The sequence below is a fragment of the Shewanella sp. 10B genome, from assembly GCF_023475885.1.
GTDB classification, from domain to species: domain Bacteria; phylum Pseudomonadota; class Gammaproteobacteria; order Enterobacterales; family Shewanellaceae; genus Shewanella; species Shewanella mangrovisoli.
Window position 1 is genome coordinate 1147101 of record NZ_JAMDJO010000001.1, and the last position, 24908, is coordinate 1172008.

20 protein-coding genes are annotated in these 24908 nt (G+C 48.3%); 4 read left to right on the forward strand and 16 right to left on the reverse strand.

Features of this window, described 5'->3' with window-relative positions:
• Positions 1-2 precede the first annotated feature (2 nt).
• The gene (locus tag M0415_RS04885; RefSeq protein ID WP_249555289.1) at positions 3-1070 is read right to left on the reverse strand and encodes an arabinan endo-1,5-alpha-L-arabinosidase; all 1068 of its coding nucleotides are present in this window, start codon (positions 1068-1070) and stop codon (positions 3-5) included.
• A 208-nt stretch (positions 1071-1278) separates the two neighbouring features.
• Between M0415_RS04885 and M0415_RS04890 the strand changes: the two genes are divergently transcribed.
• Both M0415_RS04890 and M0415_RS04895 read left to right on the forward strand, forming a co-directional pair.
• On the forward strand, positions 1279-2724 hold the full coding sequence (locus M0415_RS04890; RefSeq protein ID WP_249555287.1) for an MFS transporter: 1446 nt from the start codon (positions 1279-1281) through the stop codon (positions 2722-2724).
• Between the two features lie 107 nt (positions 2725-2831).
• Positions 2832-5219 (forward strand): glycoside hydrolase family 127 protein, encoded by a 2388-nt coding sequence (locus tag M0415_RS04895; RefSeq protein WP_249555285.1) that lies wholly within the window; start codon positions 2832-2834, stop codon positions 5217-5219.
• A 253-nt stretch (positions 5220-5472) separates the two neighbouring features.
• Here the strand turns inward: M0415_RS04895 and M0415_RS04900 are convergent, their stop codons facing one another.
• The 10 genes from M0415_RS04900 to M0415_RS04945 all read right to left on the reverse strand — a co-directional run bounded on the left by M0415_RS04900 (position 5473) and on the right by M0415_RS04945 (position 16965).
• A complete protein-coding gene (locus M0415_RS04900) occupies positions 5473-6063 on the reverse strand; it encodes a DUF4303 domain-containing protein (RefSeq protein ID WP_249555283.1) in 591 nt (196 codons plus the stop codon).
• Positions 6064-6343: 280 nt separating this feature from the next.
• Complete coding sequence (locus M0415_RS04905) at positions 6344-7345, reverse strand: family 43 glycosylhydrolase (protein WP_011622757.1); 1002 nt, start codon at positions 7343-7345, stop codon at positions 6344-6346.
• 61 nt (positions 7346-7406) lie between these two features.
• Positions 7407-8543: a glycoside hydrolase family 43 protein gene (locus tag M0415_RS04910; protein WP_249555281.1), complete on the reverse strand. Its 1137-nt coding sequence runs from the start codon at positions 8541-8543 to the stop codon at positions 7407-7409.
• Positions 8518-9480: a galactofuranose ABC transporter, permease protein YjfF gene (gene yjfF, locus M0415_RS04915; protein ID WP_011622755.1), complete on the reverse strand. Its 963-nt coding sequence runs from the start codon at positions 9478-9480 to the stop codon at positions 8518-8520. Before yjfF ends, M0415_RS04910 begins: the two co-directional genes overlap by 26 nt.
• On the reverse strand, positions 9477-10694 hold the full coding sequence (locus M0415_RS04920; protein WP_249555279.1) for an ABC transporter permease: 1218 nt from the start codon (positions 10692-10694) through the stop codon (positions 9477-9479). Before M0415_RS04920 ends, yjfF begins: the two co-directional genes overlap by 4 nt.
• Positions 10695-12194: a sugar ABC transporter ATP-binding protein gene (locus M0415_RS04925; RefSeq protein WP_249555277.1), complete on the reverse strand. Its 1500-nt coding sequence runs from the start codon at positions 12192-12194 to the stop codon at positions 10695-10697. It abuts the gene before it with no gap.
• Between the two features lie 31 nt (positions 12195-12225).
• On the reverse strand, positions 12226-13167 hold the full coding sequence (locus M0415_RS04930) for an ABC transporter substrate-binding protein (protein ID WP_011622752.1): 942 nt from the start codon (positions 13165-13167) through the stop codon (positions 12226-12228).
• A 98-nt stretch (positions 13168-13265) separates the two neighbouring features.
• Positions 13266-14321, reverse strand: a complete 1056-nt coding sequence (locus M0415_RS04935; protein WP_249555275.1) for an aldose epimerase family protein — start codon at positions 14319-14321, stop codon at positions 13266-13268.
• Positions 14322-14400: 79 nt separating this feature from the next.
• Entirely contained in the window at positions 14401-15171 is a 771-nt protein-coding gene (locus M0415_RS04940; RefSeq protein ID WP_249555273.1) for an SDR family NAD(P)-dependent oxidoreductase, read from the reverse strand.
• A 60-nt stretch (positions 15172-15231) separates the two neighbouring features.
• Positions 15232-16965: an IlvD/Edd family dehydratase gene (locus M0415_RS04945; protein WP_249555271.1), complete on the reverse strand. Its 1734-nt coding sequence runs from the start codon at positions 16963-16965 to the stop codon at positions 15232-15234.
• Positions 16966-17141: 176 nt separating this feature from the next.
• Between M0415_RS04945 and M0415_RS04950 the strand changes: the two genes are divergently transcribed.
• Entirely contained in the window at positions 17142-18089 is a 948-nt protein-coding gene (locus M0415_RS04950) for a glycoside hydrolase family 43 protein (RefSeq protein WP_249555269.1), read from the forward strand.
• Between the two features lie 110 nt (positions 18090-18199).
• On the opposite strand, the gene M0415_RS04955 is transcribed toward M0415_RS04950, so the two are convergent.
• The 5 genes from M0415_RS04955 to M0415_RS04975 form a co-directional block, all read right to left on the reverse strand.
• The gene (locus tag M0415_RS04955) at positions 18200-18916 is read right to left on the reverse strand and encodes a FadR/GntR family transcriptional regulator (protein ID WP_011622747.1); all 717 of its coding nucleotides are present in this window, start codon (positions 18914-18916) and stop codon (positions 18200-18202) included.
• 235 nt (positions 18917-19151) lie between these two features.
• Positions 19152-19760 carry an HAD family hydrolase gene (locus M0415_RS04960; RefSeq protein ID WP_249555267.1) on the reverse strand — a complete coding sequence of 203 codons (609 nt, stop codon included), beginning with the start codon at positions 19758-19760 and terminating at the stop codon, positions 19152-19154.
• Between the two features lie 76 nt (positions 19761-19836).
• Positions 19837-21339: an L-arabinose isomerase gene (gene araA / locus M0415_RS04965; protein ID WP_249555265.1), complete on the reverse strand. Its 1503-nt coding sequence runs from the start codon at positions 21337-21339 to the stop codon at positions 19837-19839.
• Between the two features lie 38 nt (positions 21340-21377).
• Positions 21378-22073 carry an L-ribulose-5-phosphate 4-epimerase gene (locus tag M0415_RS04970; RefSeq protein WP_011626173.1) on the reverse strand — a complete coding sequence of 232 codons (696 nt, stop codon included), beginning with the start codon at positions 22071-22073 and terminating at the stop codon, positions 21378-21380.
• A 1-nt stretch (position 22074) separates the two neighbouring features.
• Entirely contained in the window at positions 22075-23748 is a 1674-nt protein-coding gene (locus M0415_RS04975; RefSeq protein WP_249555263.1) for a ribulokinase, read from the reverse strand.
• A gap of 368 nt (positions 23749-24116) precedes the next feature.
• Between M0415_RS04975 and M0415_RS04980 the strand changes: the two genes are divergently transcribed.
• Positions 24117-24647, forward strand: a complete 531-nt coding sequence (locus M0415_RS04980) for a hypothetical protein (RefSeq protein WP_220053125.1) — start codon at positions 24117-24119, stop codon at positions 24645-24647.
• Positions 24648-24908 lie beyond the last annotated feature (261 nt).

Consider the following 24908-nt stretch of genomic DNA (forward strand, 5'->3'; position numbering starts at 1 on the left):
TATTATTTTGTTCCTTCGGGTGCAACTAATACGCTCTGGTATTGATTGAGCGCCTTAGGATCGACCTCTGGCCAACCTTGGCGCCAGCTCAGTTCCGTCATCTTGAGTTTTTGTAAGCCATTATCGGCGGATTCGTAGGCATGAAAGACTAAGTAATCTTTACCGTCGAAGGCATAAACACTGTTATGGCCCAATCCCGGCCAAGCCTTAGTGCCATGCAGTAAAACCGAACCGCCGCCTTGCGCCATGTCTTTGCCCTCTTTATCGAGGTAAGGCCCGGTCACCGTTTTGGCGCGGCCCACGGCTAAGTGGTAAGTGCTGTCGTCCCCACGACAGCAAAGGCCATAGGAGACAAAAAGATAGTAATAATCATCTTTTTTATAAATAAAAGGCGCTTCGATTTCAGCAGGACCTGGCTCCGTTTCACCAAGCAGTGCGGGGCGTTCTAGCTTGGCTAGCGTGTGCCACTCCTCTGGTTTGGCGATGGAGATAAAGTCTGGATTGAGCTTGACCAGTTTTAACCCTTGCCAGAAGGAGCCAAAACTCATCCAAGGCGTACCCTGCTCATCGACAATAATATTGGGATCAATCGCGTTCCAAGCATCGCGATTTGGCACAGATTGAACAACGATGCCCTTATCTGTCCACTGATAATCCTTTGAGTTTTTGTCGAGGGTTTTATTGACTGTCACGCCGATGGCCGAGGTGTTTTTACCAAAGGCTGATACTGAGTAATACAGATAGAACAAGCCGTTATGCTCAATGATATCCGGCGCCCATAAATGGCCGTTAAACTCTGGCGCAACGCCCTTTGCCCAGCTAGGCTCGGTTTCGAATACTCGCCCAGCCAATGCCCAATGGATCTTATCCTTTGAGGAATAATAGGTAATACCGGGACCTGTGCTGAAGAGATAATACTGTCCGGCCTCTTTTGCCATCACAGGATCGTGAATACTCACCTGTTTGGCACTTACTTGGCCTAGGGTGCCTAATACACCTAGCAGCGCACAATTGAGCATCTTAAGGTGACGTTTTAGGGCTGTTTTCGGTGTGACTCTCATAGCTGGCATCAATTCTCCTTATGAACCCCATCCCATATAACAAAATAGTTATTATGCTATTGTATGATGAATTAAGTTATCATACTATCAGGACAAGGAAGTAACAATCAAATGCAAAAAAATTAACAGGAGAAAAATGTGTTAACATTGCGAATGCGGTAAATTGCAAAATAACACAATAACTCACTGTTTATAATAAATATAATAAGGATTTCTGATGAGTTCTCATAAATTGTCAGTCATTGAAAAGATCGGTTACGGCTCCGGGGACATGGCCGTTAACGTGGTGATTTCGTCAATGATGTTAATTATTACCTTCTTTTATACTGATATTTTTGGGTTAAAACCCGCCGATGTCGGGATATTGTTCCTGTTGGTTCGTCTTATCGATGCCATTACCGATCCTTTAATGGGCATTATTAACGATAAAGTGACGACCCGCTGGGGAAGATATCGCCCCTACTTCCTGTTTATGGCGATTCCCTTTGGTATTTCGGTTTTCTTAACCTTCTCAACCCCAGATTGGGATTACAATGCCAAACTTATCTGGGCTTACTCGACCTATATTCTGGTCACTATCATCTTCACCACTGTGACTATTCCATATATTTCGATTATCAGCGTAATCACCGACGATCCAAAAGAGCGGTTATCCGCCAACGGTTACCGTTTGTTCTTCGCAAAAATTGCCGCCTTTTTAGTGACCATTATCGTGCCTATGTTGGCGTCATCTTGGGGCGGTGAGAATATTGCCGCGGGCTATCAAAAAGCCATGGGCGTGATGGCATTGATGGCAACACTACTGTTTTTATTCTGCTTTTTCACTACCACAGAGCGCGTGGCCTACAAGGTGGAAACTAAGCCTGTTGGCATGCAACTGCGATTATTGTTCAAAAACGATCAATGGTTAGTATTAGTCGCGATTTGTGTGATTGGCACTATTGGCTATGTGATCCGCGGCTCGGTAGCAGCCTACTACGCCACCTATTACTTGGGCGGCGATGCGAAAATGCTCTCGGCATTCCTGTCGACCGGTGTGGGCGCTGCGATTCTGGCCATGGTCGCTTCAACTTGGATCACAAAGCGTTACTGCAAACTAAAACTCTTCCGCTATAGCCAAATCGTGGTTGGGATCTTAAGCGCCATCATGTTCTTTGCCGTGCAGCCGGGCGACATAGTGCTGGCCTTTGTACTCTACTTTGCGATTTCATTCGTGGTGGATTTACATGCGCCAGTCTTCTGGTCGGTGATTTCAGAGTCGGTGGATTATGGCACAGTCAAAACGGGCCACAGGGTCTCTGGCCTTGCCTTTGGCGGGATCTCATTCGCCCAAAAAGCGGGTATGGGCGCGGCGGGATTTGTGGTGGGTATGCTGCTGACCTACTTCAACTATCAACCCGGTGAAACCCAAAGCGAGTTTGCGTTGACCGGTATTTCGTTAATGCTGACGGTGATCCCAGGCGCATTCCACGCGCTGATGGGCTTACTGATGTTCAAATACAAGATTTCTGACCGCGTTTATGAAGAAATCAAACAGGCTTTACCCGAGCAGGCCCATTCAAGCCAAACGGACGCCAACTTGACGTCTAAGACTCTAGCCTCTAGCACTGAAGCCTCTGAGGCAGTAACGCCTAAGACTGCAGCGCCTCAAGTATCGGCGTAATCTATCTGCGATAACACCCTAAGCCCCTACCCAGGGGCTTTTTTATCACGCAAAAACTGAGTTAATCCAAACGTAAAACTCCAATCCGTATAATAAAGGGAGCCAAGATGAACACTGCCCGATTGTTTGGCCTTTGCCTGTTATTGCCATTAACTTGCCCATTCGTATCTCAGCCAAGTTTTGCTAGCCTTACCCCCATTCCCCTAAACGATGTGCGCCTCACAGCCGGGCCGTTTCTGCATGCCCAGCAGACCGATTTGGCTTACATCATGTCGATGGATCCCGAGCGACTACTGGCCCCTTACCGTAAGGAAGCGGGAATCGCGACTACCGCCGACAACTACCCCAATTGGGAAAATACGGGCCTCGATGGCCATATCGGTGGGCATTATCTATCGGCATTGGCCCTAATGTATGCCGCCACGGGCGATCAGGCGGTGCTTGAGCGACTCAACTACATGGTGGCCGAGTTGGAAAAGTGCCAACAGGCGCATGGCAATGGTTACGTGGGCGGTGTCCCCCATGGAGACAAATTATGGCAGCAGGTCGCCGCTGGTCATATCGAAGCGGATCTGTTTACGCTCAACCAATCATGGGTGCCTTGGTATAACCTGCATAAGGTATTTGCCGGCCTGCGGGATGCCTATCTTTATACTCAAAATCCTACGGCGAAGAAAATGCTCGTCGGTTTTGCCGATTGGATGCTGGATTTAAGTCGCAATCTAACTGATGAGCAGCTGCAGCTTATGCTGCGCACCGAATACGGTGGCTTAAATGAAACCTTAGCGGATGTGTACAGCATTACAGGTCAAAACAAATACTTAAATCTTGCGAATCGCTATACGGATCAGAGCCTGTTACAACCCCTGTTGCAACATCAAGATAAACTGACGGGCTTACATGCCAATACACAAATTCCTAAAATTGTGGGTGTGGCACGTATTGCCGAGCTCAGTCATAACAAGGCGTGGTTAGAAAGCGCAGATTACTTTTGGCAGCAAGTGGTTCACCAGCGCACTGTTTCCATCGGTGGCAATAGTGTGCGCGAGCATTTTCATCCCAGCGAAGACTTCAGCACTATGCTCGATTCGGTAGAAGGCCCTGAGACCTGCAATACCTACAACATGCTGAAACTGTCTAAATTACTCTATGAAAACAAACGTGATTTACGTTATATCGATTACTACGAGCGCGCACTCTACAACCATATCCTCTCGTCCCAGCATCCACAAACTGGCGGCCTAGTGTATTTTACGCCAATGCGCCCAGACCATTACCGCGTTTATTCCTCGGCGCAGGAAAGTATGTGGTGTTGTGTCGGCTCAGGTATCGAAAACCATGCTAAATACGGCGAGCTCATCTATGCCGAGGAGGACAACAATCTGTTCGTGAACCTGTTTGTCGACTCCGAAGTCAACTGGAAAGCCAAAGGCATCAGCCTTAGCCAAAGAACTCAGTTCCCCGATGACAATACTTCGCAGATGATTATCCATCAGGAAGCGGACTTTACCCTCAATCTGCGCTATCCCACATGGGCTAAGGGGGACGTGACCGTGAGCATTAATGGCGAGCCGCAAAGGTTTACACCGACTCAAGGGCAATATATTCCCTTAACACGGCACTGGCGCAAGGGCGATAGCGTGACCATCACCTTACCTATGGACATTAGCCTTGAGCAGCTACCCGATAAAACCGCCTATTACTCAGTGCTTTATGGGCCAATTGTGTTAGCGGCAAAAACGGCGCCTATCGCCAATGAAGCCTTAAACTTTATCGGCGATGCCAGTCGCATGGGGCATATTGCCAGTGGCCCTATGTGCGAACCCAGTCAGGCGCCGATTTTTATCAGTGATGGCACCCGCTTTTTAACCGATATCCGCCGTGAGCCCATGAGTCAGCTGCAATTTACCACGGGGAAAGCTCGTACAAATCAAGCGAGCCCCATCACGCTGATCCCCTTCTTTCGCCTGCATGACAGCCGCTATACCTTGTATTTTGGCCAGAGCGCTCCCGATGAATGGCAACAGAAACAGCAAGAGTTAGCTCAAAAAGCCCAGATGGAAGCCAAGTTGATGGCGCAAACCTTAGATAGTGTGCAGCCCGGAGAGCAGCAACCTGAGTCGGATCATTTCTTTAAGGCATCAAAGAGTGAAGCGGGCCTTAATGGTAATCGCCATTGGCGCCATGCCGAGGATTGGTTTAGCTATCAACTCGATGCCAAAGGTGAACCGCAACCCATATTACGCTTAACTTACTTTGGCTTGGATGCTGGGCGACGTTTCGACATTTTGATCAACGATAAACGCCTTGCCGAAGTCACTCTGCCTGCCGATAAGGGGCCCACATTTTACAACGTCGACTACCCTATTCCCGCCGACATGCTTTCGGATAACACAGTGCCCTTCAGGGTGAAATTTGTGGCAAAACCGGGCTCGATTGCCGGCGGTTTATATGAGGTGCGCCTGCTAAAAAGTGAGTCGACCTCGACTCAGTAAGCAAGCATCCCGAGCGCATGTAGGCACTCGGGCTTAAAACACTGATTTAGATAAGGGAAAGTGAAACGCTTTCCCTTGTTTTTATCCCCTAACCCAGAGTTTCTGCGCTTGGCACTACCTAATGTTTGCTGGTGGCCCTATGCGACTCGCCGTAAATAACAACCACTAGCCGTCTTTCAGTCAATATTGAGTGGGACCTCTTCGGTAATAGACGAAATAAGCCAATTTAGTTGAAAATTTTTGTAGGCAAAATCTATCGCCATTGCTGATAAAAAAGAGCGACCATCTCTTTGTTATTGCAACTTTGAACAAAATAATCGATATCAGCATCGCTTTGATCGCCAAACCAGACGGAGAACAATATTGCCTGCGGGTTTAGCGGGCGCATGGCTTTAACCTCATTGAGCGCCTTGACTAATATGGCGTACAAGGCTTTGAGGTAAGCATCGTATGCCTCTTCGGACTCGAGCGCCTCAGCGTCCTCTTGCAGCAATTGCAGTTTGTCGTTAATCGCTTCAAAAATATCTTCATTTTCATTGTGATGTGGAGAGTCGCAGGCCGACCAGCGCAGTGTTTGCTTAAGCTGTGCGAGGGATTTATGCCGAAAACGATGATCGTTTTGATATTGCTCTGCGACGGCCGTCAGGCCTTCCTCGGTGAAAAGGGTGGCGCCTAAATATTCCACTAAGGGCGTGCTGTATAGGCAAAAACCATAGAGGGTCTGCGCCGGATATTGTGACAGCCACCAATCGTAATATTTCGCAAGTGCCTGGGTGATTTCCTGAGTAAACTCATCCATTCTTGCTTCAATATCTGCACTAAACTTGTCCTTGTTTATCGCCATTTCCCTACTCCTCGAACTTGGCAAAATCATCACTGATATTCTCTTCCACACGCAGGCAGTACTTCTGCCCACCATGTGAATGCTCGGGCGGCAATATAACATCAATAGGTTCAAAGGTTGAATCGGTTAAGTGATTGAAATAGCGACCGGAATAGCTTGTTGTGCGTGCGAGCCTAAAAATCGCGTTTTACCTAAGCAATAGCGCTTAAGTCAGGCATAAAAAAGCGGGGCTGCTGTAGCATGCCCCGCGGTCATCACATCATTTGTGGTGGCAAATCAATTAGTAGAGATTGAACAAGGGGCGTCCGCTCTCATCAAATGACACCGCTAACGTCCGCGCATGGCGATTGGGATCATAGAGTGGATCTTTAATGATTTGCGCTAATGGACGGGTATCTGTCTTTGGCACTACGCTTGGATCGCCCACCGCATGTTCATAATCACGGGCATGGTAAACACAGATGGGCGTCACGCCATCTTCTGCCACGGTGAAACTGTTATGACCAGGGCCGAATATTTGCTTGTCGACATCTGTGCACAGCACTGGCTGGCGGGTTTTCTTCCATGAGTTACGATCGAGCAGATCAGCATGCTCATCGGCCTCCATATAACCCATGCAATAACAAGCACCTGTGGCGCTGGCTGAGAAAGTAATGAAGATTTTACCTTGGTGTTTAAGTACTGCAGGCCCTTCGTTAACCCAAAAATCGACGCGCTCCCAATCATAATCTGGGGTGGTGAGCATAAATTGCGCCGTCTTTAACTTGATTGGCGATGCCATTTCCGCAAGATACAGGTTGGATGCCGCAAATTGTCCACCGGTTTTCTCCGCCCAGCAGAAGTAACGCTTACCGTTGTTTTCGAAAATGGTCGCATCTAAGGAAAAGTCGATAAAGGATTTATTATCTCCCTCGGCCGCCTGCATCATGCCAAGTTCAATCCATTCATCATTTAATGGATCTTGTCCTAGACACTCAAGCACATAGGGGCGTAATGCCCAAATATTTTCCTCTTCGCTGGCCGCAAAGTAGATGTACCATTTGCCGTCGAGATAATGGATCTCGGGCGCCCATACGTGGCGGCTCATCGGGCCGCTTTGGTGTTTAAACCAGATATCGAAGGTTTGGGCGTCTTTCAAGCCGTCTAAGGTCTTGGATTTACGCAGTTCAATCCGATCGTAGGTCGGAACAGAGCCCGTAAAGTAGTAATAACCGTCGCTATGTAGGTACACAAAGGGATCGGCGCGCTGCTCGACCAGGGGGCTGTTTGTTGCTCTTATCATGGAAATCCTGTCTATTTCGATTACTTAAGTGTGCTGTTCGTGTCTATTAAACGCATTTCGCTTATTCGCGGGATTGCGTGTCTTGCTGATTAAAGGTTTGGCTATCGCTGTGCTGATTATCAAATACTGGGAAACCGTCCGCCGACCAGCGAATGGCGCGGTAGTAAGTGTGTCTATTACCGTCGGTCAATGGTGTCCCCTGCAGCTCAAGGTAATTACGAGCATGGTAAAACATCAGCTCGGTTTTACCATCCTCTGCCAGCACAAAACTATTATGGCCAGGACCAAAACGATTCAAGCTCGGCTCAGTGGTAAAGACTGGGCTTGGCGATTTATGCCAACTCTTAGGATTGAGTAAATCGGCATTTTCATCGGCCCATAACAGCCCCATGGCATAACGGTCATCCGTGGCACTGGCGGAATAGGTCACGAAGACTTTACCGTTTTTAACCAACACAGCGGCGCCTTCGTTGACTTTAAAGCCTAAACGTTCCCAATCCAATAAGGGCTCGCTGATAATGGTTTCGTTATCAGAGAGTTGAGTTGGCGATAGCATTTTGGCAATCACTAAGCCGGTGTTGTAACGCTTGGCTTTGTCCTGCTGCGCCCAAATAAAATAACGCTCGCCCTTCAGGCTAAAGCTGGTCGCATCGAGGGAGAAAGCATCCTGTGCCGATTGTAACTTGCCAAGCTCTTGCCATTGGCCTGTCATCGGTGAGTCGCCCTCGAGTCCTAAAACAAACATGCGGTTATGAAAACGCACATCCTTATTGCTGGCCGCAAAATAGATATACCAGCGACCATCGATTTTGTGCAGCTCAGGCGCCCAAATATCGATACTCATGGGGCCAGTTTCATGCTTGTGCCACAGGGTTTTAGGTGTGGCTTGGCGTAAACCGTCGATGGTTTTGGCGTGGCGAAGTTCGATGCGGTCAAACTCAGGCACAGAGGCAATAAAGTAGTAACTGCCGTCATCGTCGCGTATCACCCAAGGATCCGCCCTTCTCTCGATAAAGGGCGCATTCGCATCGAGGGTTTGAGCCGTGGCGCTTTGGGATTGTGCGCGGCTAATCTCAAGTACAGGCACAGCTTGCGCTAATGGCAGCGCCAATGTGGCGAGTAAGCCACAGGTCAAAGGCAAGCGCAGAAAGACCGACAGGTTAGGTTGACGATTATCCATGTTGTGTTTTGCGTCCATTCAAGAGTTTCTGTAACAGGATGAAGAAGAACAGTAACAGGCCAATGACAATCTTGGTCCACCAACTGCTTAAGCTGCCATCGAAGGTAATATAGGTTTGAATCACTCCCATCAAAATCACCCCGAGCACAGTGCCGAGCACAAAGCCACTGCCGCCAGTTAACAGGGTGCCACCAATGACCACGGCCGCAATGGCATCCAGTTCGACGCCAATGGCGCCAAGCGCATAGCCAGAGAAGGTGTAAAAGGTAAAGACAATGCCCGCCAGCGTCGCCAGAAAGCTACTGATGGCGTAAATACTGATAGTGGTTTTAGCGATGGAAATCCCCATCAGCTCGGCGGAATGTTGATTGCCACCAATGGCATACACATTCGTACCAAAACGGGTGTAATGCATAACCACGGCGATAATCACAAAGAACAGGATAAAGATCAGCGAGCTTAAATCGAGCGCGCCATTGCCTGGTAGTGCAATGCTCATCTCGGCCACCGCATCGTAAAATGGATGGTCAATGGCAATCGACTCTTCGCTGAGCGTCGTCGCTAAGCCCCTCGCTAAGAACATGCCCGCAAGCGTCACAATAAATGGCTGCAACTTATATACATGGATAATGGTGCCCATGAGTGCGCCAAACAGAGTGCCTAGTGGCAGAATAACCGCAAAGGCCAACAATGGATGCCACTGGTACTCTGTGATCAATAAACTAGTGACGACCCCACTTAAGGCGATGACGGCGCCAACCGAAAGATCGATCCCGCCAGAGATAATCACTAAGGTCATGCCTAATGCGGTGATCAGCAGGAACGCATTGTCACGCAACAGGTTGGTAACCACTCGGCCACTGGCAAAACCGTCAAACTGAAAGGTGCCAACCAGAAACATGGTCAGCAGCAATGAGGCGGTGATCCACAGCGGGATAAAACGTCTTGCTATCATAGTTTTTCTCCTGTTGCTGTACTGGCTTTTGCACTTGTGCCCTTTTCTGCTGGTTTGGCATCCGTTTGGCGCTTGGATGTGAACAGCGCCGACAATTGGCGCCTAAATTTAGCCGATTGCAACAGCAGTACGGTCAGGATAACGATGGCCTTGATCAGCAAGTTAAATTTAGCGGGTAAACCACTGACGATAATGGTGGTCGCTAAGGTTTGAATGATCAGCGCGCCGACGACCGACAAAATTAACGAGAAACGCCCTCCCGTGAGCGCAGCGCCGCCAATCACGACGGCGAGCACGGCATCGAGCTCAAGCCAAAGCCCGGCGTTATTCGCATCTGAGCCTTGGATATCGGCGGTGCTGATCATGCCGGCCAATGCCGCGCACAGACCCGCAATGCCATAGGCGAACAGTTTGATGGATTTATCGTTGATCCCGAGGTAACGACTCGCCTTGGCATTACAGCCAACCGCTTCGATAAAAAGCCCTAAAGCGGTTTTACGCAGCAGTAATTGGCTGAAGGTCAGCATCCCAATCACAATCCACACTGGCATCGGCAGGCCTAAAAACTGGCCCACGCCAATGGCGGCAAAGCCTGGGTGCTGGAAAGTGATAATTTGTCCTTGGTTGATAAGCTGAGCAACACCGCGCCCCGCCACCATGAGCAGTAAGGTCGCGACAATCGGTTGAATACCTAAGAAACTCACCAGACCGCCATTAATACAGCCAGCTAAGAGCCCAACGATCAGGCCTGCTGCAATAACGGTGACTAAGCTGATATCCGGCACTAACAGTAGATTGGCGCAAACCGCGCCCGCAATCGCCATCACGGCACCAACCGACAGGTCGATTCCGCCAGTGGCAATAACGAGACTCATACCAATTGAGAGCAGCGCCACGGGTGCACTGCGATTTAAGATATCAATCAAGGAGCCATAGAGTCTGTCGTCTTGATAGCTGATATTGAAGAAACTGCTGTCAATAAACAGATTGGCCAGTAACAGAATAGTTAAGGCCAATAGTGGCCAGAGGTATCGTCCAATGGAGGTCGACTTACCCGCTTGGTAACGGGCATTTTTTTCTTGAACCATGGTCTTATGACTTTCCTGCATCCGTGGTTGCCGCTCAGATGAATGCGCCTCAGATGCATTCATCTGGGGTGAGATCAAATCGGCGGACATGCGTGTGGATGATAGGGTTTCGGCTGAGCTTTTCATTTATCCCTCCGCAATCGCTTGCATTACGTGTTGCGAGGTTAATTCCGCTCCTGAAAGTTCACGTACTGCATATCTGTCGCGTAATACTACGACTTTATTTGAAAAGGCCACGAGCTCATCGAGCTCAGACGATGCAACCAGCAGCGACATGCCTTCATCACACAAGGTTCTGATAAGTTTTACGATTTCGGCGTGGGCGCCAATATCGATGCCGCGGGTCGGCTCATCTAGCACAAGCAAAATGGGCTCGATGGCTAACCAACGCGCGAGGATCACCTTCTGTTGATTACCACCACTCAACTGTTCTATGGGTTTATCCGCATCTGGCGTCGCAATCTGTAATTTATCGATAAAAAACTGGGCAATTTCCTGCTGCCGAGCCTTAGATAAATACCGCCACCAACCGATACGCGCCTGCAGCGCAAGTATGATGTTTTCACGAATCGATAAAGGGCCGATGATGCCGTCAATCTTGCGATCTTCCGGGCACAGGGCGATCCCGGCGCTGATCGCATCCACGGGTTGTGACAGATTCAATTTCTGCCCAGCCAAATGGATACTGCCGCTATCGACCAAGTCCAGCCCAAATACGGCGTTGCACACTTCGCTGCGCCCCGATCCTAACAGCCCTGCAAGCCCAACTGCCTGCCCCTTTGGCACGGTGAGATTCATCGATTGGATTGAACCTTTTACCGACACATCTTTGAGGGACAAGAGTACGGCCTCAGCGCGGGTGACGGTGCGCTCCTTTTCCTGTTTATCAACCAATTGCTCCTGCAGAGAACGCCCGAGCATGGCTTCAATCAACTTAGGTTGTGGCAGTTCTGCCGTCAGATATTCGCCGATAAACTGCCCGTTGCGTAACACGGTAATGCGATCGCTTATCTGATAAACCTGATCGAGGAAGTGAGTGATAAACACAATAGCCACACCCTTGGCTTTGAGCTGGTTTAAGATCCCAAACAGTACTTGCACTTCTTTGGCATCTAAGCTCGCGGTAGGCTCATCGAGCACTAATACCTTGGCCGACATGGCTACGCCGCGGGCGATGGCGATCAGTTGCTGCACCGCGATGGAATAATCCGACAGCGGTGCGCTAACATCGATATCTAGCTTGAACTGAGTTAACACGGCCCGCGCGTCGGCATACATTTTTTTAAAATGGATCAGCCCAAGGCGGCGCGGTTCGTAACCGAGGAACAGGTTTTGTGCCACGGTCAGGTTAGGCACTAAGTTCACCTCCTGATAAACCGTGCTGATCCCCGCCTTTTGCGCGTCCATTGGTGTGTTGAAGTGTTGCGGTTCACCGAGGAAAAGGATCTCGCCCATGTCTTTCGACTGGGCGCCTGTCATCACTTTCACCAGCGTCGATTTACCCGCACCGTTTTCGCCCAATAGGGCGTGAACTTCCCCCGCAAATAACCGTAAGCTCACATCCTCAAGGGCTTTGACGCCCGGATAATGCTTACTGATCTGCTTGAGTTCTAAAATAAGGCTCATAGCGCTATTCCCCAAGAAAGCGTCAATGGGATTATTGCTGGCGGCGCTTTTCGTACTCTGCGGCAGCGGTTTCTTGGGTAAATACATCACCCGTGGTGCTAATAAGCTTGGCTTGATCCTTATTGCCCTTCAGGTACGCATCGATAGCATCAAATGCTGGGCCGCCTAAGTATGGGCTAAGCTCAACCGTGGCATTAACATCGCCATCGGCCATGGCCTTAAAGTAATCGGGAACACCGTCCACGGAGACAATCAGAATATCTTTGCCCGGTTTTAAACCCGCTTCTTTAATGGCTTGCACGGCGCCAAGGGCCATTTCATCGTTATGCGACCACACGGCGCACAGTGGCTGACCGTTTTGCGCCTTGAGGAAACCTTCCATCACTTCTTTACCCTTAGCGCGGGTAAATTCGCCGGTTTGGCTACGAACGATCTTGGCATTGGGATAATTGGCAATCACTTGGTTAAAACCGGCGGCGCGATCAATCGCTGCGGTTGCACCTACCGTGCCCTGCAACTCGGCGATATCGCAGTTGCCTTGGGTTTTATCCATTAGCCATTGGCCAATCTTGCGGCCTTCTTCGGTAAAGTCGGAGGCGATACGGGTAAGGAATAAGGAGTCATCATCGACCTTGATATTACGGTCAACAATCACTACAGGAATGTGGGCACGTTTGGCTTCTTTGAGTACGGGTTTCCAGCCTGTTTCTACCACGGGTGCGATAATAATGGCATCCACGCCTTGGGCGATAAAGCTACGCACGGCTTTGATTTGGTTCTCTTGTTTTTGCTGAGCGTCGGCAAATTTTAAATCGATGCCACGCTGTTTGGCTTCGGCCTTGACCGCTTCGCTAAAGCTGGTACGCCAACCACTCTCGGAGCCAACCTGTGAAAAGCCCACCGTGGTGGCGTAGGCACAAGTTGCACTGACAGCCCATAATCCCAATGCGGTAATGATTTTATTATGTTTCATTATTATTCCCTTTATAATTTTAGGTAACAGAGATCCCCTAGCCTGCTGTTAACAGCAGGCCAACTCGTACAAATAAATGTTATTTCGCCTTGATTGAATTAAATATTCTTAAACTTATGTACCGTAATTTGTTGATATTGAGTATTTGCCTCAAGCATGACACTCGGGAAATGGTCAATGTTTACCGCATTCGGATAACCGTGGGTTTCTAAACACAGGCCATGGAATTGATTAATGCTATAACCTTCATCATCAATATGGCTGCCATCGAGAAAGTTACCGCTGTAAAATTGCACGCCGACTTCAGTGGTACTAATTTCGAGTTCTCGGCCAGAAAGCGGATCTTTTAACACCGCAATAGTCTGCAAACTGTTTTTATTGTCATTATTTCTATCCATAACAAAATAATGATCATAACCATTGGTTAATTGCTTAATATCCGTGGCAATTAACTTTGGTTGTTTGAAATCGTAAGCGCCATCGTCGACTAAGATTAATTCGCCTGTTGGTATCTGTTCATTATCGAGTGCCAGGAAATGGCTGGCTTGAATGGAGAGTTCGTGCCCTAAAATGCCTTGCTGTTTGTTGGAGGCAAGATTCCAGTAAGCATGATTGGTTAAACAGACGGGGGTGGTTTGATCGCAAACGGCTTGATAGCTCAGAGTTAATTCATTGTTTTCATTGAGGCGGTATTCTAGCTTAATGGCAAGATTACCCGGAAATCCTTGATCGCCATCGGGGCTGGTAATACTGAAAACCGCCGCCACACTGTCATTGTCCTGCAGCGTCTCAACCTGCCAAGTGCAATGGCTTAATCCTTTAGGTCCGCCGTGAAGTTGATTGTTGCCTTCATTAGGCACTAATTGAATTGTTTTACCTGCTAAGGGGAATTGTGCTTTACCAATGCGATTTGCGACACGGCCGGCGGTAATACCAAAATAATACGGATTAGTCGCCCAATCTTTAATATCTTGATAGCCAAGACTTAATGAAATAGGTTCTTGCCCTTGACCATAAAGTTTGACCGACCAAATACTGGCGCCGTAATTTGACAGAACCACTTCAAGCCCGTGGCTATTGGTGAGCGTGACTAATTGTAATTCATCCGCAAATGCGGCGTGTTGTAGGCTTTTTTTAGTAACAGAGAGTTGCATGGTGAGTGCTTTACCTTTTATTTAAAATAAACTCAGCACTCACCTCATTATTTAATGAACTGAAATTTTATTGTGATATTTAAATCCAACCACCATCGACAATAAAATTCTGTGCGGTGCAGAGTTTGCTATCATCTGCTGCTAAAAATAACGCCATAGCAGCAATATCTTCGGGCATTACATATTCTTTAATACATTGGTTATTTTCGATATGTTTTGCCGTATCTTTATCTACCCAGTATGTGAGTTGACGTTTTGTCATCACCCAACCCGGCGTTAAGGTATTAATCCGGATTTTATCTTTACCTAAATCGGCTGCCAACCCTCGGGTTAAGCCCATGGCGCCGGCCTTAGATGCGGTGTAACCCGCCATGCCCGCCTGCCGATTGTGCCAACTCATAGAACCTAAGTTGATCACTGAGCCTCCGCCGAGGCGCTGCATTTGCGACCTGACCGCTTGTACGGCAAAAAAGTAATGCCGCAAATTGGTGTTTAGGCATTGGTCCCAATATTCTGGGGTCACTTCGTCGATACTATGGCGCTGATCGCACGCGGCATTGTTAATCAATACCGATATTGGACCTAAATCGTCCTCGACCTGAGCTATCACACGCTTGAGGGCGGCGATATCGACAAGATCGCAGTGATAAAATTTTACGCTGGCCTCTGGTTGAGTCTGCTTAAGGTCTGTGACGAGTTGAGTCGACTCCTCAACTAAAATATCGACAAATGCCACCTTAGCGCCCTGCTCTAAAAAAGCATTAACCAAGCAAGCTCCAATACCCGTTGCGCCACCACTGATAAAAATGGTTTTCCCTTGTAAACTCGGGTATTGATTAGTCAACTTCATAACTCAACCTTTTATTAAAATAATTATCTGGTTTTATTATAAAAGAAAACGAGTTCATATTTAATGGGAATGTGCTGGTATCTCTGCACCTCGACATCCCACGAGAAAATCAAAATCACATCCCTCATCCGCCTGGAGAACATGCTCCTTAAAGAGCGAGAGATAGCCACCATTCACTGGAATGGATTTCACCGTTGCCAGTTTGGCAAGACGAGCCTGTAACTCTTGGTCACTGATCTCCAGCTGTAACGTTCCGGCATAAGTATCTAGCGCTATCATGTCACCATTTTGAACGGCGGCCAGTGGCCCAAGGGCTTGTGCTTCTGGGGCAACATGCAGCACAACTGTGCCAAAAGCGGTGCCACTCATGCGTGCATCGGAAATCCTAACCATGTCCTTAATTCCTTTTTTCAACAACTTAGGTGGCAGTCCCATATTGCCGACCTCAGCCATGCCCGGATATCCCTTCGGGCCACAGTTTTTAAGCACCATAATGCTGTTTTCATCGATATCCAATTCAGGATCGCCGATGCGAGCGTTGTAATCGTCGAAGCTTTCAAACACCACGGCTTTACCGCGGTGTTGCATCAGGTGCGCGCTGGCGGCTGAAGTTTTGATCACTGCGCCTCGGGGCGCGAGATTGCCGCGCAGTACGCGAATGCCGCCATTTTCGACCAAGGGATTTTCAAGTGACATGATGACCTCTTGGTTATAACAAGGCGCCTCTTTAACATTGTCCCAGAGGCTAGCAGCATTGACTGTAAGCGTGTTTTTGCTCAGTAAATCATGTTCAAACAGCTGCCTTAATACTGCTGGCAGGCCACCTGCGTAGTAAAAGTCTTCCATTAAGTACTGACCCGAAGGCTTAAGATTCACTATGGTCGGTACTGTATATCCATGGCGCCAGTCATCGAGTGACAGCTCAACCCCTATCCTACCGGCAATCGCCTTTAAATGGATAACGGCGTTGGTTGAACCTCCAATGGCAGCATTGACTTTGATGGCATTAATAAAAGCATCACGGCTTAAAATTTTACTTAGGGTCAAATCCTCCTTGACCATGTCCACAATTCGCATTCCCGACATATGCGCCAATACTTGGCGGCGAGAATCCACCGCAGGAATGGCTGCATTGTGTGGCAAACTCACCCCAAGGGTTTCCACCATACAAGCCATGGTCGATGCCGTGCCCATAGTGTTACAGGTGCCCGTTGAGCGTGACATATCCGCTTCGGCATTCATAAATGCGGCGAGACTGATGTTGCCCGCTTTATATTCTTGATGCAGTTCCCATACGAGTGTGCCCGAACCGACATCCTTGCCCTTATGCTTACCATTGAGCATGGGACCACCGGTAACAACGATTGTCGGTAAATCACAGCTGGCCGCGCCCATTAATAACGCTGGAGTCGTTTTATCACAACCCACTAACAGCACAACACCGTCGATGGGGTTGCCACGAATGGCTTCTTCCGTGTCCATGGCCGCAAGGTTACGGGTCAGCATGGCGCTTGGACGCAAGTTGGACTCGCCATTCGAAAACACTGGAAACTCCACTGGAATGCCACCCGCTTCACGAATGCCATTCTTTACTCTTTGCGCCAATTCCCGTAGATGACCATTACAGGGCGTCAATTCTGACCAGGTATTGCAAATACCAATCACAGGCTTATTTTGAAAGTGATGCTCAGGTATGCCTTGGTTTTTCATCCAACTGCGATACATAAAGCCATTTTTGTCATCACTACCAAACCAATTAGCCGAACGAAGTGTTTTCGGTTTTTTATTATTCATATGACACCTTCGTCTTCCAAGGCACATGCCCTGCCCGAACGCTTGAGTAACACTCAACATAAAACGAACGGACGAACCTAATGCCCTGAGTTAACAATTTGTACTTTAATATTGCTAGCACGTAAAAGTATTGGTATTACTATAATATCAAAATATCAAAAAACAATAGAGGAAGTATGAAAAAGGCATTTTTGAGTGTGTGTTTGGCATTGAGTACGACTATCAGCACTGCAGCGATTGCTGCTAACCCTCTGTTTACGGATGTATTTACCGCTGATCCCGCCGCCATAGTTCATCAAGATACTGTCTATCTTTATACTGGCCATGACGTAGCAAAGGACAATCGCACCTTCTTCGAAATGCATGATTGGCTCGTTTTCAGCTCTAAGGATATGCATAATTGGACGGCCCATGGCAGCAAGTTATCGGTGAAGGATTTCAGTTGGGCTAAAGGAGATGCATGGGCTAGCCATGTGATCGAAAAAGAAGGTAAGTTTTACTGGTATGTGACGGCAAGACACAACAAAATCAATGGCTTTGCCATTGGTGTCGCGGTTGCTGATAGTCCACTTGGTCCCTTCAAGGATGCCCGCGGCACAGCCCTTATCACCAATGACATGACCACAGATACTGAGATTGATTGGGATGATATCGATCCTGCGGTCTTTATCGACGATGACAAGCAAGCTTATATTTTTTGGGGTAACACTAAACCGCGATATGCAAAACTTAAAGACAATATGATTGAGCTGGGCGGCCCGATTAATGCCATTGATGTGCCTAATTTTACCGAAGCGCTCTGGGTACATAAAAAAGATAAAACCTATTATCTTTCATACGCTTCAGGCTTCCCTGAAAAAATTGCCTATGCCACTAGTGATAGCATCCTAGGCCCGTGGAAGTACCAAGGCATCTTAAATGAAGTGGCGGGCAACTCGCCGACAAACCATCAAGCGATTATTGAATTTAAAGGTAAATCCTACTTCATCTACCATACCGGCGCATCGCAGGATGGCGGCGGTGAGTTTAGACGTTCAGTTGCCATTGACCCGCTGCATTACAATGCCGACGGTACCCTACAGCGCATTCATATGACGAGCGAAGGCATCAGCGAGCCACAGTAACCCTATTTTTCTGCTCACAGCAAAGCAAAAAAGGTGAACCTAAGTTCACCTTTTTTATGGGTAGAGTGACGTTAAAGATAAGTAACTCGTCACTTATGCTCGATATTTTGTTATTTACGCTCAATATTTTTATGCACTGTATCTTGAGACGTTGAGAGTAATTTATTCATCTCGGCTTTCGCGCCTTCACTGTCTCCTGCTGCAATCGCAGTATAAATGGCCTTATGGCCAGGGAGTGATTGGATAAAGTCATCCTGAATTGTGCTACTGAGTCTAAAGATTTCGAGCAGCGCAGATTGGATCGACACGCCGAGGGACACCATAAACTCGTTATTGGTCGCATCTAAAATCGCCATGTGGAAATCGATATCCGAGGTATAGACTTCATCCGTACCTAATTCGGCCGCTTCCATCTTGGCATAGGCCGCCGCAATCACCTCAAGCTGCTCAGGGGTGCGTTTTTTCGCCGCCAGTTCCGCCGCGGCGGGTTCAAACACTTCACGGATTTCATAGAGAGAAGTGTAAAACTCGGGCGAAGGTTTAGATTGGGAAAACCAGTTTAAGATCACCGGATCGAACATATTCCAATGGCGACGCTCACGAATACGGGTACCCAGCTTAGGGCGAGATTCGATAAGTCCTTTTGCCGTGAGTACCTTAAAGGCTTCCCTTAAAGAGGTGCGTGACACTTCCAGCTCTTCACAGATAGCATTTTCATTAGGGATATATTCACCTGGCGCATAAAAGCCGCCCACAATGCGAGAACCTAATTCGCTTGCCACCCAGTTATGGATATTCTGCGGACGGTTATTTGCCTGATTTGCCATAGTGCCCTCTTTAACTCTCTATCTCTGTGCTCAATCCAATCGGCTGGATAAGGTGCTTAACGCTGATAAACAAATGTTATGATACTACCTTTCCTGATAAAGGTAATAAAAATTTTGTTAACGCTAAGAATTTATGGGAATTTCCTCAAACTTACTGTCCCTACCTTACCCCAAACTTTTACATTGTAAAGCCTAATTTTGCGTTTTGACCAGTGATTGGACAAGCTTGAAACGGCTACTGAGCGCCTAGGAAATAGTCATTTTCAATCTGTAATTCAGCATGTACATCGACCACAAACATCCCCGCAGCTTCGGCGGCTTGGATGCCCGCCTTCGCATCTTCAAATACGATACAGCGCTCAGGCGTTATGCCCATCAGTTCGGCGCAGCGTAAAAAGGTATCTGGCGCGGGTTTGGGTGACGCGACCTGATCTGCACCCACCACATAATCGACTAATTCCAGTAATCCACACAGGGTTAAGATTTGAATGGCTTCCTCTGTGTAGGCACCTGTGCCGACCGCCATTGGGCGTTTGCCCTGATTCTGCTTGGCAAATTCGGCTAATGACGTCGGTTTCACATATAAATGCATAGTGTCGCGCACTAGGGCTTCTTTATACTCGTTCATGGCCTCGCAACTGGCCGTAGGCGTGACGCCAAAATGGGCGATTAGGATCTCTAAGGTACCAATAGTCGGCACCCCTGCTAAGGAGCGCATCAGTGCAGGCTCTACGGGGATCCCAAAGTGATTCAAGGTTTGTCGCCATGCCTGCTCATGCAACTGACCGCTGTCGACTAAGGTGCCATCCATATCGAAGATAATGCCGTCAAATTCTGTATACATCTGTGTTAACCCTATGAAATGAATGGTGCTAGAAAAATGAAAGCCGCCCGAAGGCGGCTTTATTGCTGCACGAGAATTATAAACCTCTTGCTAAACCGTAATAAACGGAATTTTGGCGAAGCTCATTCTTAAACTCGCGGATCTTAGTGTCGGCATCGATGATAACCAGTTCAGCACCGGCCATTTCAGCAAAGTCGACAATCTGATCCGTCGTGATGGCTTGGCTATAGGCCGAGTGGTGAGCACCACCGGCGTGGATCCAAGCTGCGGCGGCAACCGCTAAATTCGGACGAGGCTCCCACAGCGCTGACGCGACAGGCAGATTTGGCAGTTCCTGTGGTGGCGTTACTGTATCTAATTCATTGAGAATAATACGGAAACGGTTGCCTAAATCGATAGTCGATACGTTAATTGCTGGGCCAGCTTTGCCTGTGAATAACAGACGTGGCACGTCACAACGCACACCAATGGTATGGCGGTGAACTTCTAAACGTGGTTTTGCAGCAGCAATCGATGGGCACACTTCTAACATGTGGGCGCCAAGAACTTGGTCAGTCGCCCCAAAGTTATAGGTGTAGTCTTCCATAAAGGAAGTACCACCGGCACGGCCTTGACCCATCACTTTCATGATGCGCACCATGGCAGCCGTTTTCCAGTCGCCTTCGCCGCCGTAACCGAAACCGTTCGCCATCAGACGTTGGGTAGCCAGTCCCGGTAATCCTGTCATACCGGTGAGGTTTTCGAAGCAGTTGGTAAAGGCACCAAATCCACCTAGGGTTAAGAATTGGGTTAAGCCGAGTTCAATCTTGGCTTCTTTTCTTAAACGGTCTAATTGGTATTCATCGCCAAATAGCTCGTTACCCACTTGGTATTCGCTGGCGTAACGGTCGAGCTGTGCGGTTACATCGCCTTCGGCAATGGCTGCAATCGCTTCATTGAGTTCACCTAAGCTGTAGGCGTGCACTTCGTAACCGAATTGAATTTGTGCGGCAACTTTGTCGCCTTCGGTCACGGCCACTTGACGCATATTGTCGCCAAAGCGGGCGATACGCAGGTTTTGGCTCTCGTGCCAACCCGCCGCTGCGCGGCACCAATCATCGATTTGAGCCTGTACATCGCCCGATTGCCAGTGACCCACAACCACTTTGCGCTCTTTACGCATACGAGTGCCGATAAAACCAAATTCGCGGCAACCGTGAGCACTTTGGTGGGTGTTCATGTAGTTCATGTTGATTTCGCTCCAAGGGAGCTCGGCATTGAACTGAGTGTGTAAGTGCATGAATGGCTTGCTTAATTCATTAAGGCCAGCAATCCACATCTTGGCAGGAGAGAAAGTGTGCATCCACAGGATCACACCAACACAGTTTTCATCGCTGTTGGCCGCTTGGCATACGGCGTGAATTTCCCGTGGGGATTTTACGGTTGGCTTATACACCACTTCGATGGAAATGTCGGATGATTCATTGAAGCCATGAACAATTTGCTCACTGTTTTTAGCGACTTGCTCTAATACTTTTGGGCCGTATAAATCCTGCGAACCCGTGATAAACCACACTTGTTTTTGTTTGAAGGCTTTCATATTACTCTCTCTAGTTTGAAATGAGACCCGACTGGTAATTACTTGCTTTGGCCGTAATAAGCGTCTTTTCCATGCTTACGCAAATAGTGCTTATCAATAAGCTCTTGTTTTAACTGACTGATACCTGGCGATAAGGTCTTGGTGAGATACGCCATCCGAGCGATTTCTTCGAGCAACACGGCGTGATAAACGGATTTAGCTGCATTCGCGCCCCAAGTGAACGGTGCATGGCCTGCAACGATTACCATGGGCGACTCGTTGGGATCTCGGTCGGCGAAACAATCGAGGATCTGCACGCCGGTTTCTTCTTCATAGTCGCGGCTGATCTGATCGTTGCGCATCACCGCTGTGCACGGGATTTCACCGTACACATAATCGGCCTGTGTTGTACCTAAACAGGGAATCGCAATCTGTGCCTGCGCCCAGGCAGTGGCGTAGGTCGAGTGGGTATGGGTAATGCCACCAATACTCTGCCACTGGCGATACAAATAGGTGTGTGTCTTGGTATCGGATGAAGGACGCATGCGCCCTTCTACGATTTGATTCTCAAGGTCAACAATCACAATGTCTTCAACCTTCAAATCTTCATAGGGCACACCGCTTGGTTTGATACCAATGACGCCGAGTTGGCGATCAATTTGTGAAACGTTGCCAAAGGTGTAAGTAACCAGTTTACGTTTCTCAAGCTCCATGTTGGCTTCGTATACTTCGCGTTTTAGCTCTAAAAAAGACATCTTATTTCGCTCCATCAACATAGTGGCCAAGGGCTAAGTACCCTTGGTAAAGCGCTTGATATTTCTCTGCGTTTTCAGGATTTGGCTGATAGGTTTTCGCAACGTTCGAGGCCATGGCTGCCTGGGCACTCAGCACATCGGGATAAACCCCGGCTGCGGTTGCGGCATAAATGGCGGCGCCCAGTGCGCAGCTTTGCTCGCTCTCGAGTACGTCGATGTTGCAATTCCACACATCGGCGCAGGTTTGCATAATGAAGTCGGATTTTTTCGAGATCCCACCAATGGTGACCACATGGTCAATGCATACGCCTTCCTGTTTGAAGCGCTCGATGATAGCCCGTGCGCCATAGGCGCTAGCTTCCACTAAAGCTTTGAAGACTTGCGGTGCTTGGCTACCCATGGTTAAGCCTGTGATAGCCATGGCAACAGATTGGTCGGCATCGGGGGTGCGACGTCCATTAATCCAATCCAGCGCGACAATACCAGTCTCGCCAACAGGGATTTTCGCGGCCGCGTTGCCTAACATTGTCAGAGTTTCTGATTCGAGTTGCTGAATGAGTTTGGCTTTGGTGTTGTCATCAAATAAGGCTGAAGTGTCGAGCTGTTGCATCGGCCATGCGGTGAGATCCCTAAACCAAGCGTAGAGATCGCCAAAGGCAGACTGACCCGCTTCCAGCCCTATCATCCCGGGCAATACTGAGCCATCCACTTGACCGCAAATGCCTTTGATACAACGCTCACCAATATCTTCATAACTGGCGACCGTAATGTCGCAGGTTGAAGTCCCCATCACCTTGGTTAAGACACCAGGTTTAACATTGGCTCCAACGGCGCCTGCGTGGCAGTCAAATGAGCCAAAAGACACGATAACCTCGGTCGATAGTCCTAAATGCTGTGCCCACTCTGGTGTTAGCTGGCCGCAAACTTTGTCAGATGTGCAGGTTTCAAGCGGTAACTTGTCTCTCAATCCATCGAGTAAAGGGTCGATACCAACGAAAAAGTCATTCGGCGGATAACCATTCCATGACTCATGCCACATCACTTTGTGACCGGCGGCGCAGCGCCCTGCCTTAAAGACTTTTGGATGTGTGGTGCCTGTCATTAATGCAGTGATCCAATCACAGTGCTCGACCCAGCTATAGGCGGCTTGTCTGACTTCTGTGTCGTGACGCAGTACGAATAGCGCTTTTGCCCAAAACCATTCGGAGGAGTAAATTCCTCCTTCATATTTCAGGTAATTTTCGCTTGCATTGTTTGCCGCAGCGGTAATTTGCTGGGCTTCGAGAATCGCGCTGTGATCTTTCCAAAGCAAAAACATAGCATTGGGGTTATTCGCAAACTCTGGTTTTAAGGCTAAAGCAACACCAGATTCATCGACCGCGATTGGGGTTGAGCCTGTGGTATCAACACTCAAACCGCAGACTCTTTGCGCGGCGCCACTCGGGGCTTTTGCCCATAGCCCTTGCACTACCTCGATAAGGCTTTCGATGTAATCGAGGGGATGTTGTCTAAATTGATTCTTCGCGGGATCGCAAAAAAGCCCCTTCTTCCAACGTGGGTAGTACACCACATTTGTTGCTACTTCTGCGCCCGTTTGGGTATCCACCAATAACGCGCGAACTGAATCAGAGCCGTAATCAAGCCCTAACGCGTAAGCCCCTAAAACATTCGACATTTGCATCCCCGTACATTTTGTCTGCGTCCGATCCGGTTTACGCAGGTAGAGTAAATATTATTTGGTACTACAATATTACTACAGCTCAATAGTAATACAATATGATTTTAGTTGATGGGTGATAAAATTTTTAACATTAAGGCTGAGCATGTAACGATTCGGGGGATGAGCGTAAGGATGGGAGAAGCAGTACTGAGCTTGACTCGAGCATGAAGAAGTCGAATAATGGCGCCAGGTTGCAGAGACGCCTATCCGCAGAAGATGACATCACTCTGACTCATATCTCGATGTACGCATCACATGTATGACACAACAATTGATTAGGTTTGGCTTAGCGGAGATGCCAATAAAACTTAGGAGAATTGTTTGTGATACAACAAATTACCCCAGCACCACGCGCCTTAACTGAAGTCAAAATCCTCGCTAAAAAGCGCCTTAAAGCCTGCCAAGCTGGCGATGTAGTGGCGCTAGATAAACTCGCCTCCTTGATGAATAAGCAAGGTTTAACCCAGCAGGACATCCAACTCAAGCATTGCCAAAGCGTCTTGGCCCGAGAGCTCGGTTTTACAGATTTTAATCACTGCCAAAGAGTGTTATCGGGGCAAGCGTTAATTGGTGAAGACTTAGGTACCCTATTCCATAACAGGCGCTGCGATACCTTGCTCAATCACTGGTTTAGCGGTTTTGATGAGGCGTTGGCTTTTTTAGAGCAAGCACCGCAGATGGTGTTGTTGCCCTATAAAAAGCAGTTCTTCGTGGTCAACGGCCCCGACTATCTTGATGCTCTGGGACTTGCATTGAACGATCCCGACTGTATTTATTGCACATGGGTGGGGAGTGAAACGGTTCCTGCCTATGAAACTTTTGCGCTAAGCCTTATTAGGCATAAGCTCACTTAACCTAGCCTTACTTCACCTAAGCTACTTTGCTATTTGAACAACCAAGCTATTGGGAAATTAAATCTAGTGCGAAAGAAAAAGGCCGCTAATAACTTAGCGGCCTTTTTATCTGAATAGGGTGAAGGAACTGCGCTTAGCATAAGGAACCCTAGGTTCAACTTTCGAAATTCCAAAAACAAAAAAGCTATCATTAATGATGGTTTATCTGTGGAATATTGCGGAGGAGCTGTGCTTAGCATGAGGAACCCTAGGTTCAACTTT

Excerpts from the sequence above, each read along its gene's own strand:
- M0415_RS04885 (WP_249555289.1), bottom strand. The coding sequence starts at position 1,070 with ATGCCAGCTATGAGAGTCACACCGAAAACAGCCCTAAAACGTCACCTT.
- M0415_RS04890 (WP_249555287.1), top strand. The coding sequence starts at position 1,279 with ATGAGTTCTCATAAATTGTCAGTCATTGAAAAGATCGGTTACGGCTCC.
- M0415_RS04895 (WP_249555285.1), top strand. The coding sequence starts at position 2,832 with ATGAACACTGCCCGATTGTTTGGCCTTTGCCTGTTATTGCCATTAACT.
- M0415_RS04900 (WP_249555283.1), bottom strand. The coding sequence starts at position 6,063 with ATGGCGATAAACAAGGACAAGTTTAGTGCAGATATTGAAGCAAGAATG.
- M0415_RS04905 (WP_011622757.1), bottom strand. The coding sequence starts at position 7,345 with ATGATAAGAGCAACAAACAGCCCCCTGGTCGAGCAGCGCGCCGATCCC.
- M0415_RS04910 (WP_249555281.1), bottom strand. The coding sequence starts at position 8,543 with ATGGACGCAAAACACAACATGGATAATCGTCAACCTAACCTGTCGGTC.
- yjfF (WP_011622755.1), bottom strand. The coding sequence starts at position 9,480 with ATGATAGCAAGACGTTTTATCCCGCTGTGGATCACCGCCTCATTGCTG.
- M0415_RS04920 (WP_249555279.1), bottom strand. The coding sequence starts at position 10,694 with ATGAAAAGCTCAGCCGAAACCCTATCATCCACACGCATGTCCGCCGAT.
- M0415_RS04925 (WP_249555277.1), bottom strand. The coding sequence starts at position 12,194 with ATGAGCCTTATTTTAGAACTCAAGCAGATCAGTAAGCATTATCCGGGC.
- M0415_RS04930 (WP_011622752.1), bottom strand. The coding sequence starts at position 13,167 with ATGAAACATAATAAAATCATTACCGCATTGGGATTATGGGCTGTCAGT.
- M0415_RS04935 (WP_249555275.1), bottom strand. The coding sequence starts at position 14,321 with ATGCAACTCTCTGTTACTAAAAAAAGCCTACAACACGCCGCATTTGCG.
- M0415_RS04940 (WP_249555273.1), bottom strand. The coding sequence starts at position 15,171 with ATGAAGTTGACTAATCAATACCCGAGTTTACAAGGGAAAACCATTTTT.
- M0415_RS04945 (WP_249555271.1), bottom strand. The coding sequence starts at position 16,965 with ATGAATAATAAAAAACCGAAAACACTTCGTTCGGCTAATTGGTTTGGT.
- M0415_RS04950 (WP_249555269.1), top strand. The coding sequence starts at position 17,142 with ATGAAAAAGGCATTTTTGAGTGTGTGTTTGGCATTGAGTACGACTATC.
- M0415_RS04955 (WP_011622747.1), bottom strand. The coding sequence starts at position 18,916 with ATGGCAAATCAGGCAAATAACCGTCCGCAGAATATCCATAACTGGGTG.
- M0415_RS04960 (WP_249555267.1), bottom strand. The coding sequence starts at position 19,760 with ATGTATACAGAATTTGACGGCATTATCTTCGATATGGATGGCACCTTA.
- araA (WP_249555265.1), bottom strand. The coding sequence starts at position 21,339 with ATGAAAGCCTTCAAACAAAAACAAGTGTGGTTTATCACGGGTTCGCAG.
- M0415_RS04970 (WP_011626173.1), bottom strand. The coding sequence starts at position 22,073 with ATGTCTTTTTTAGAGCTAAAACGCGAAGTATACGAAGCCAACATGGAG.
- M0415_RS04975 (WP_249555263.1), bottom strand. The coding sequence starts at position 23,748 with ATGTCGAATGTTTTAGGGGCTTACGCGTTAGGGCTTGATTACGGCTCT.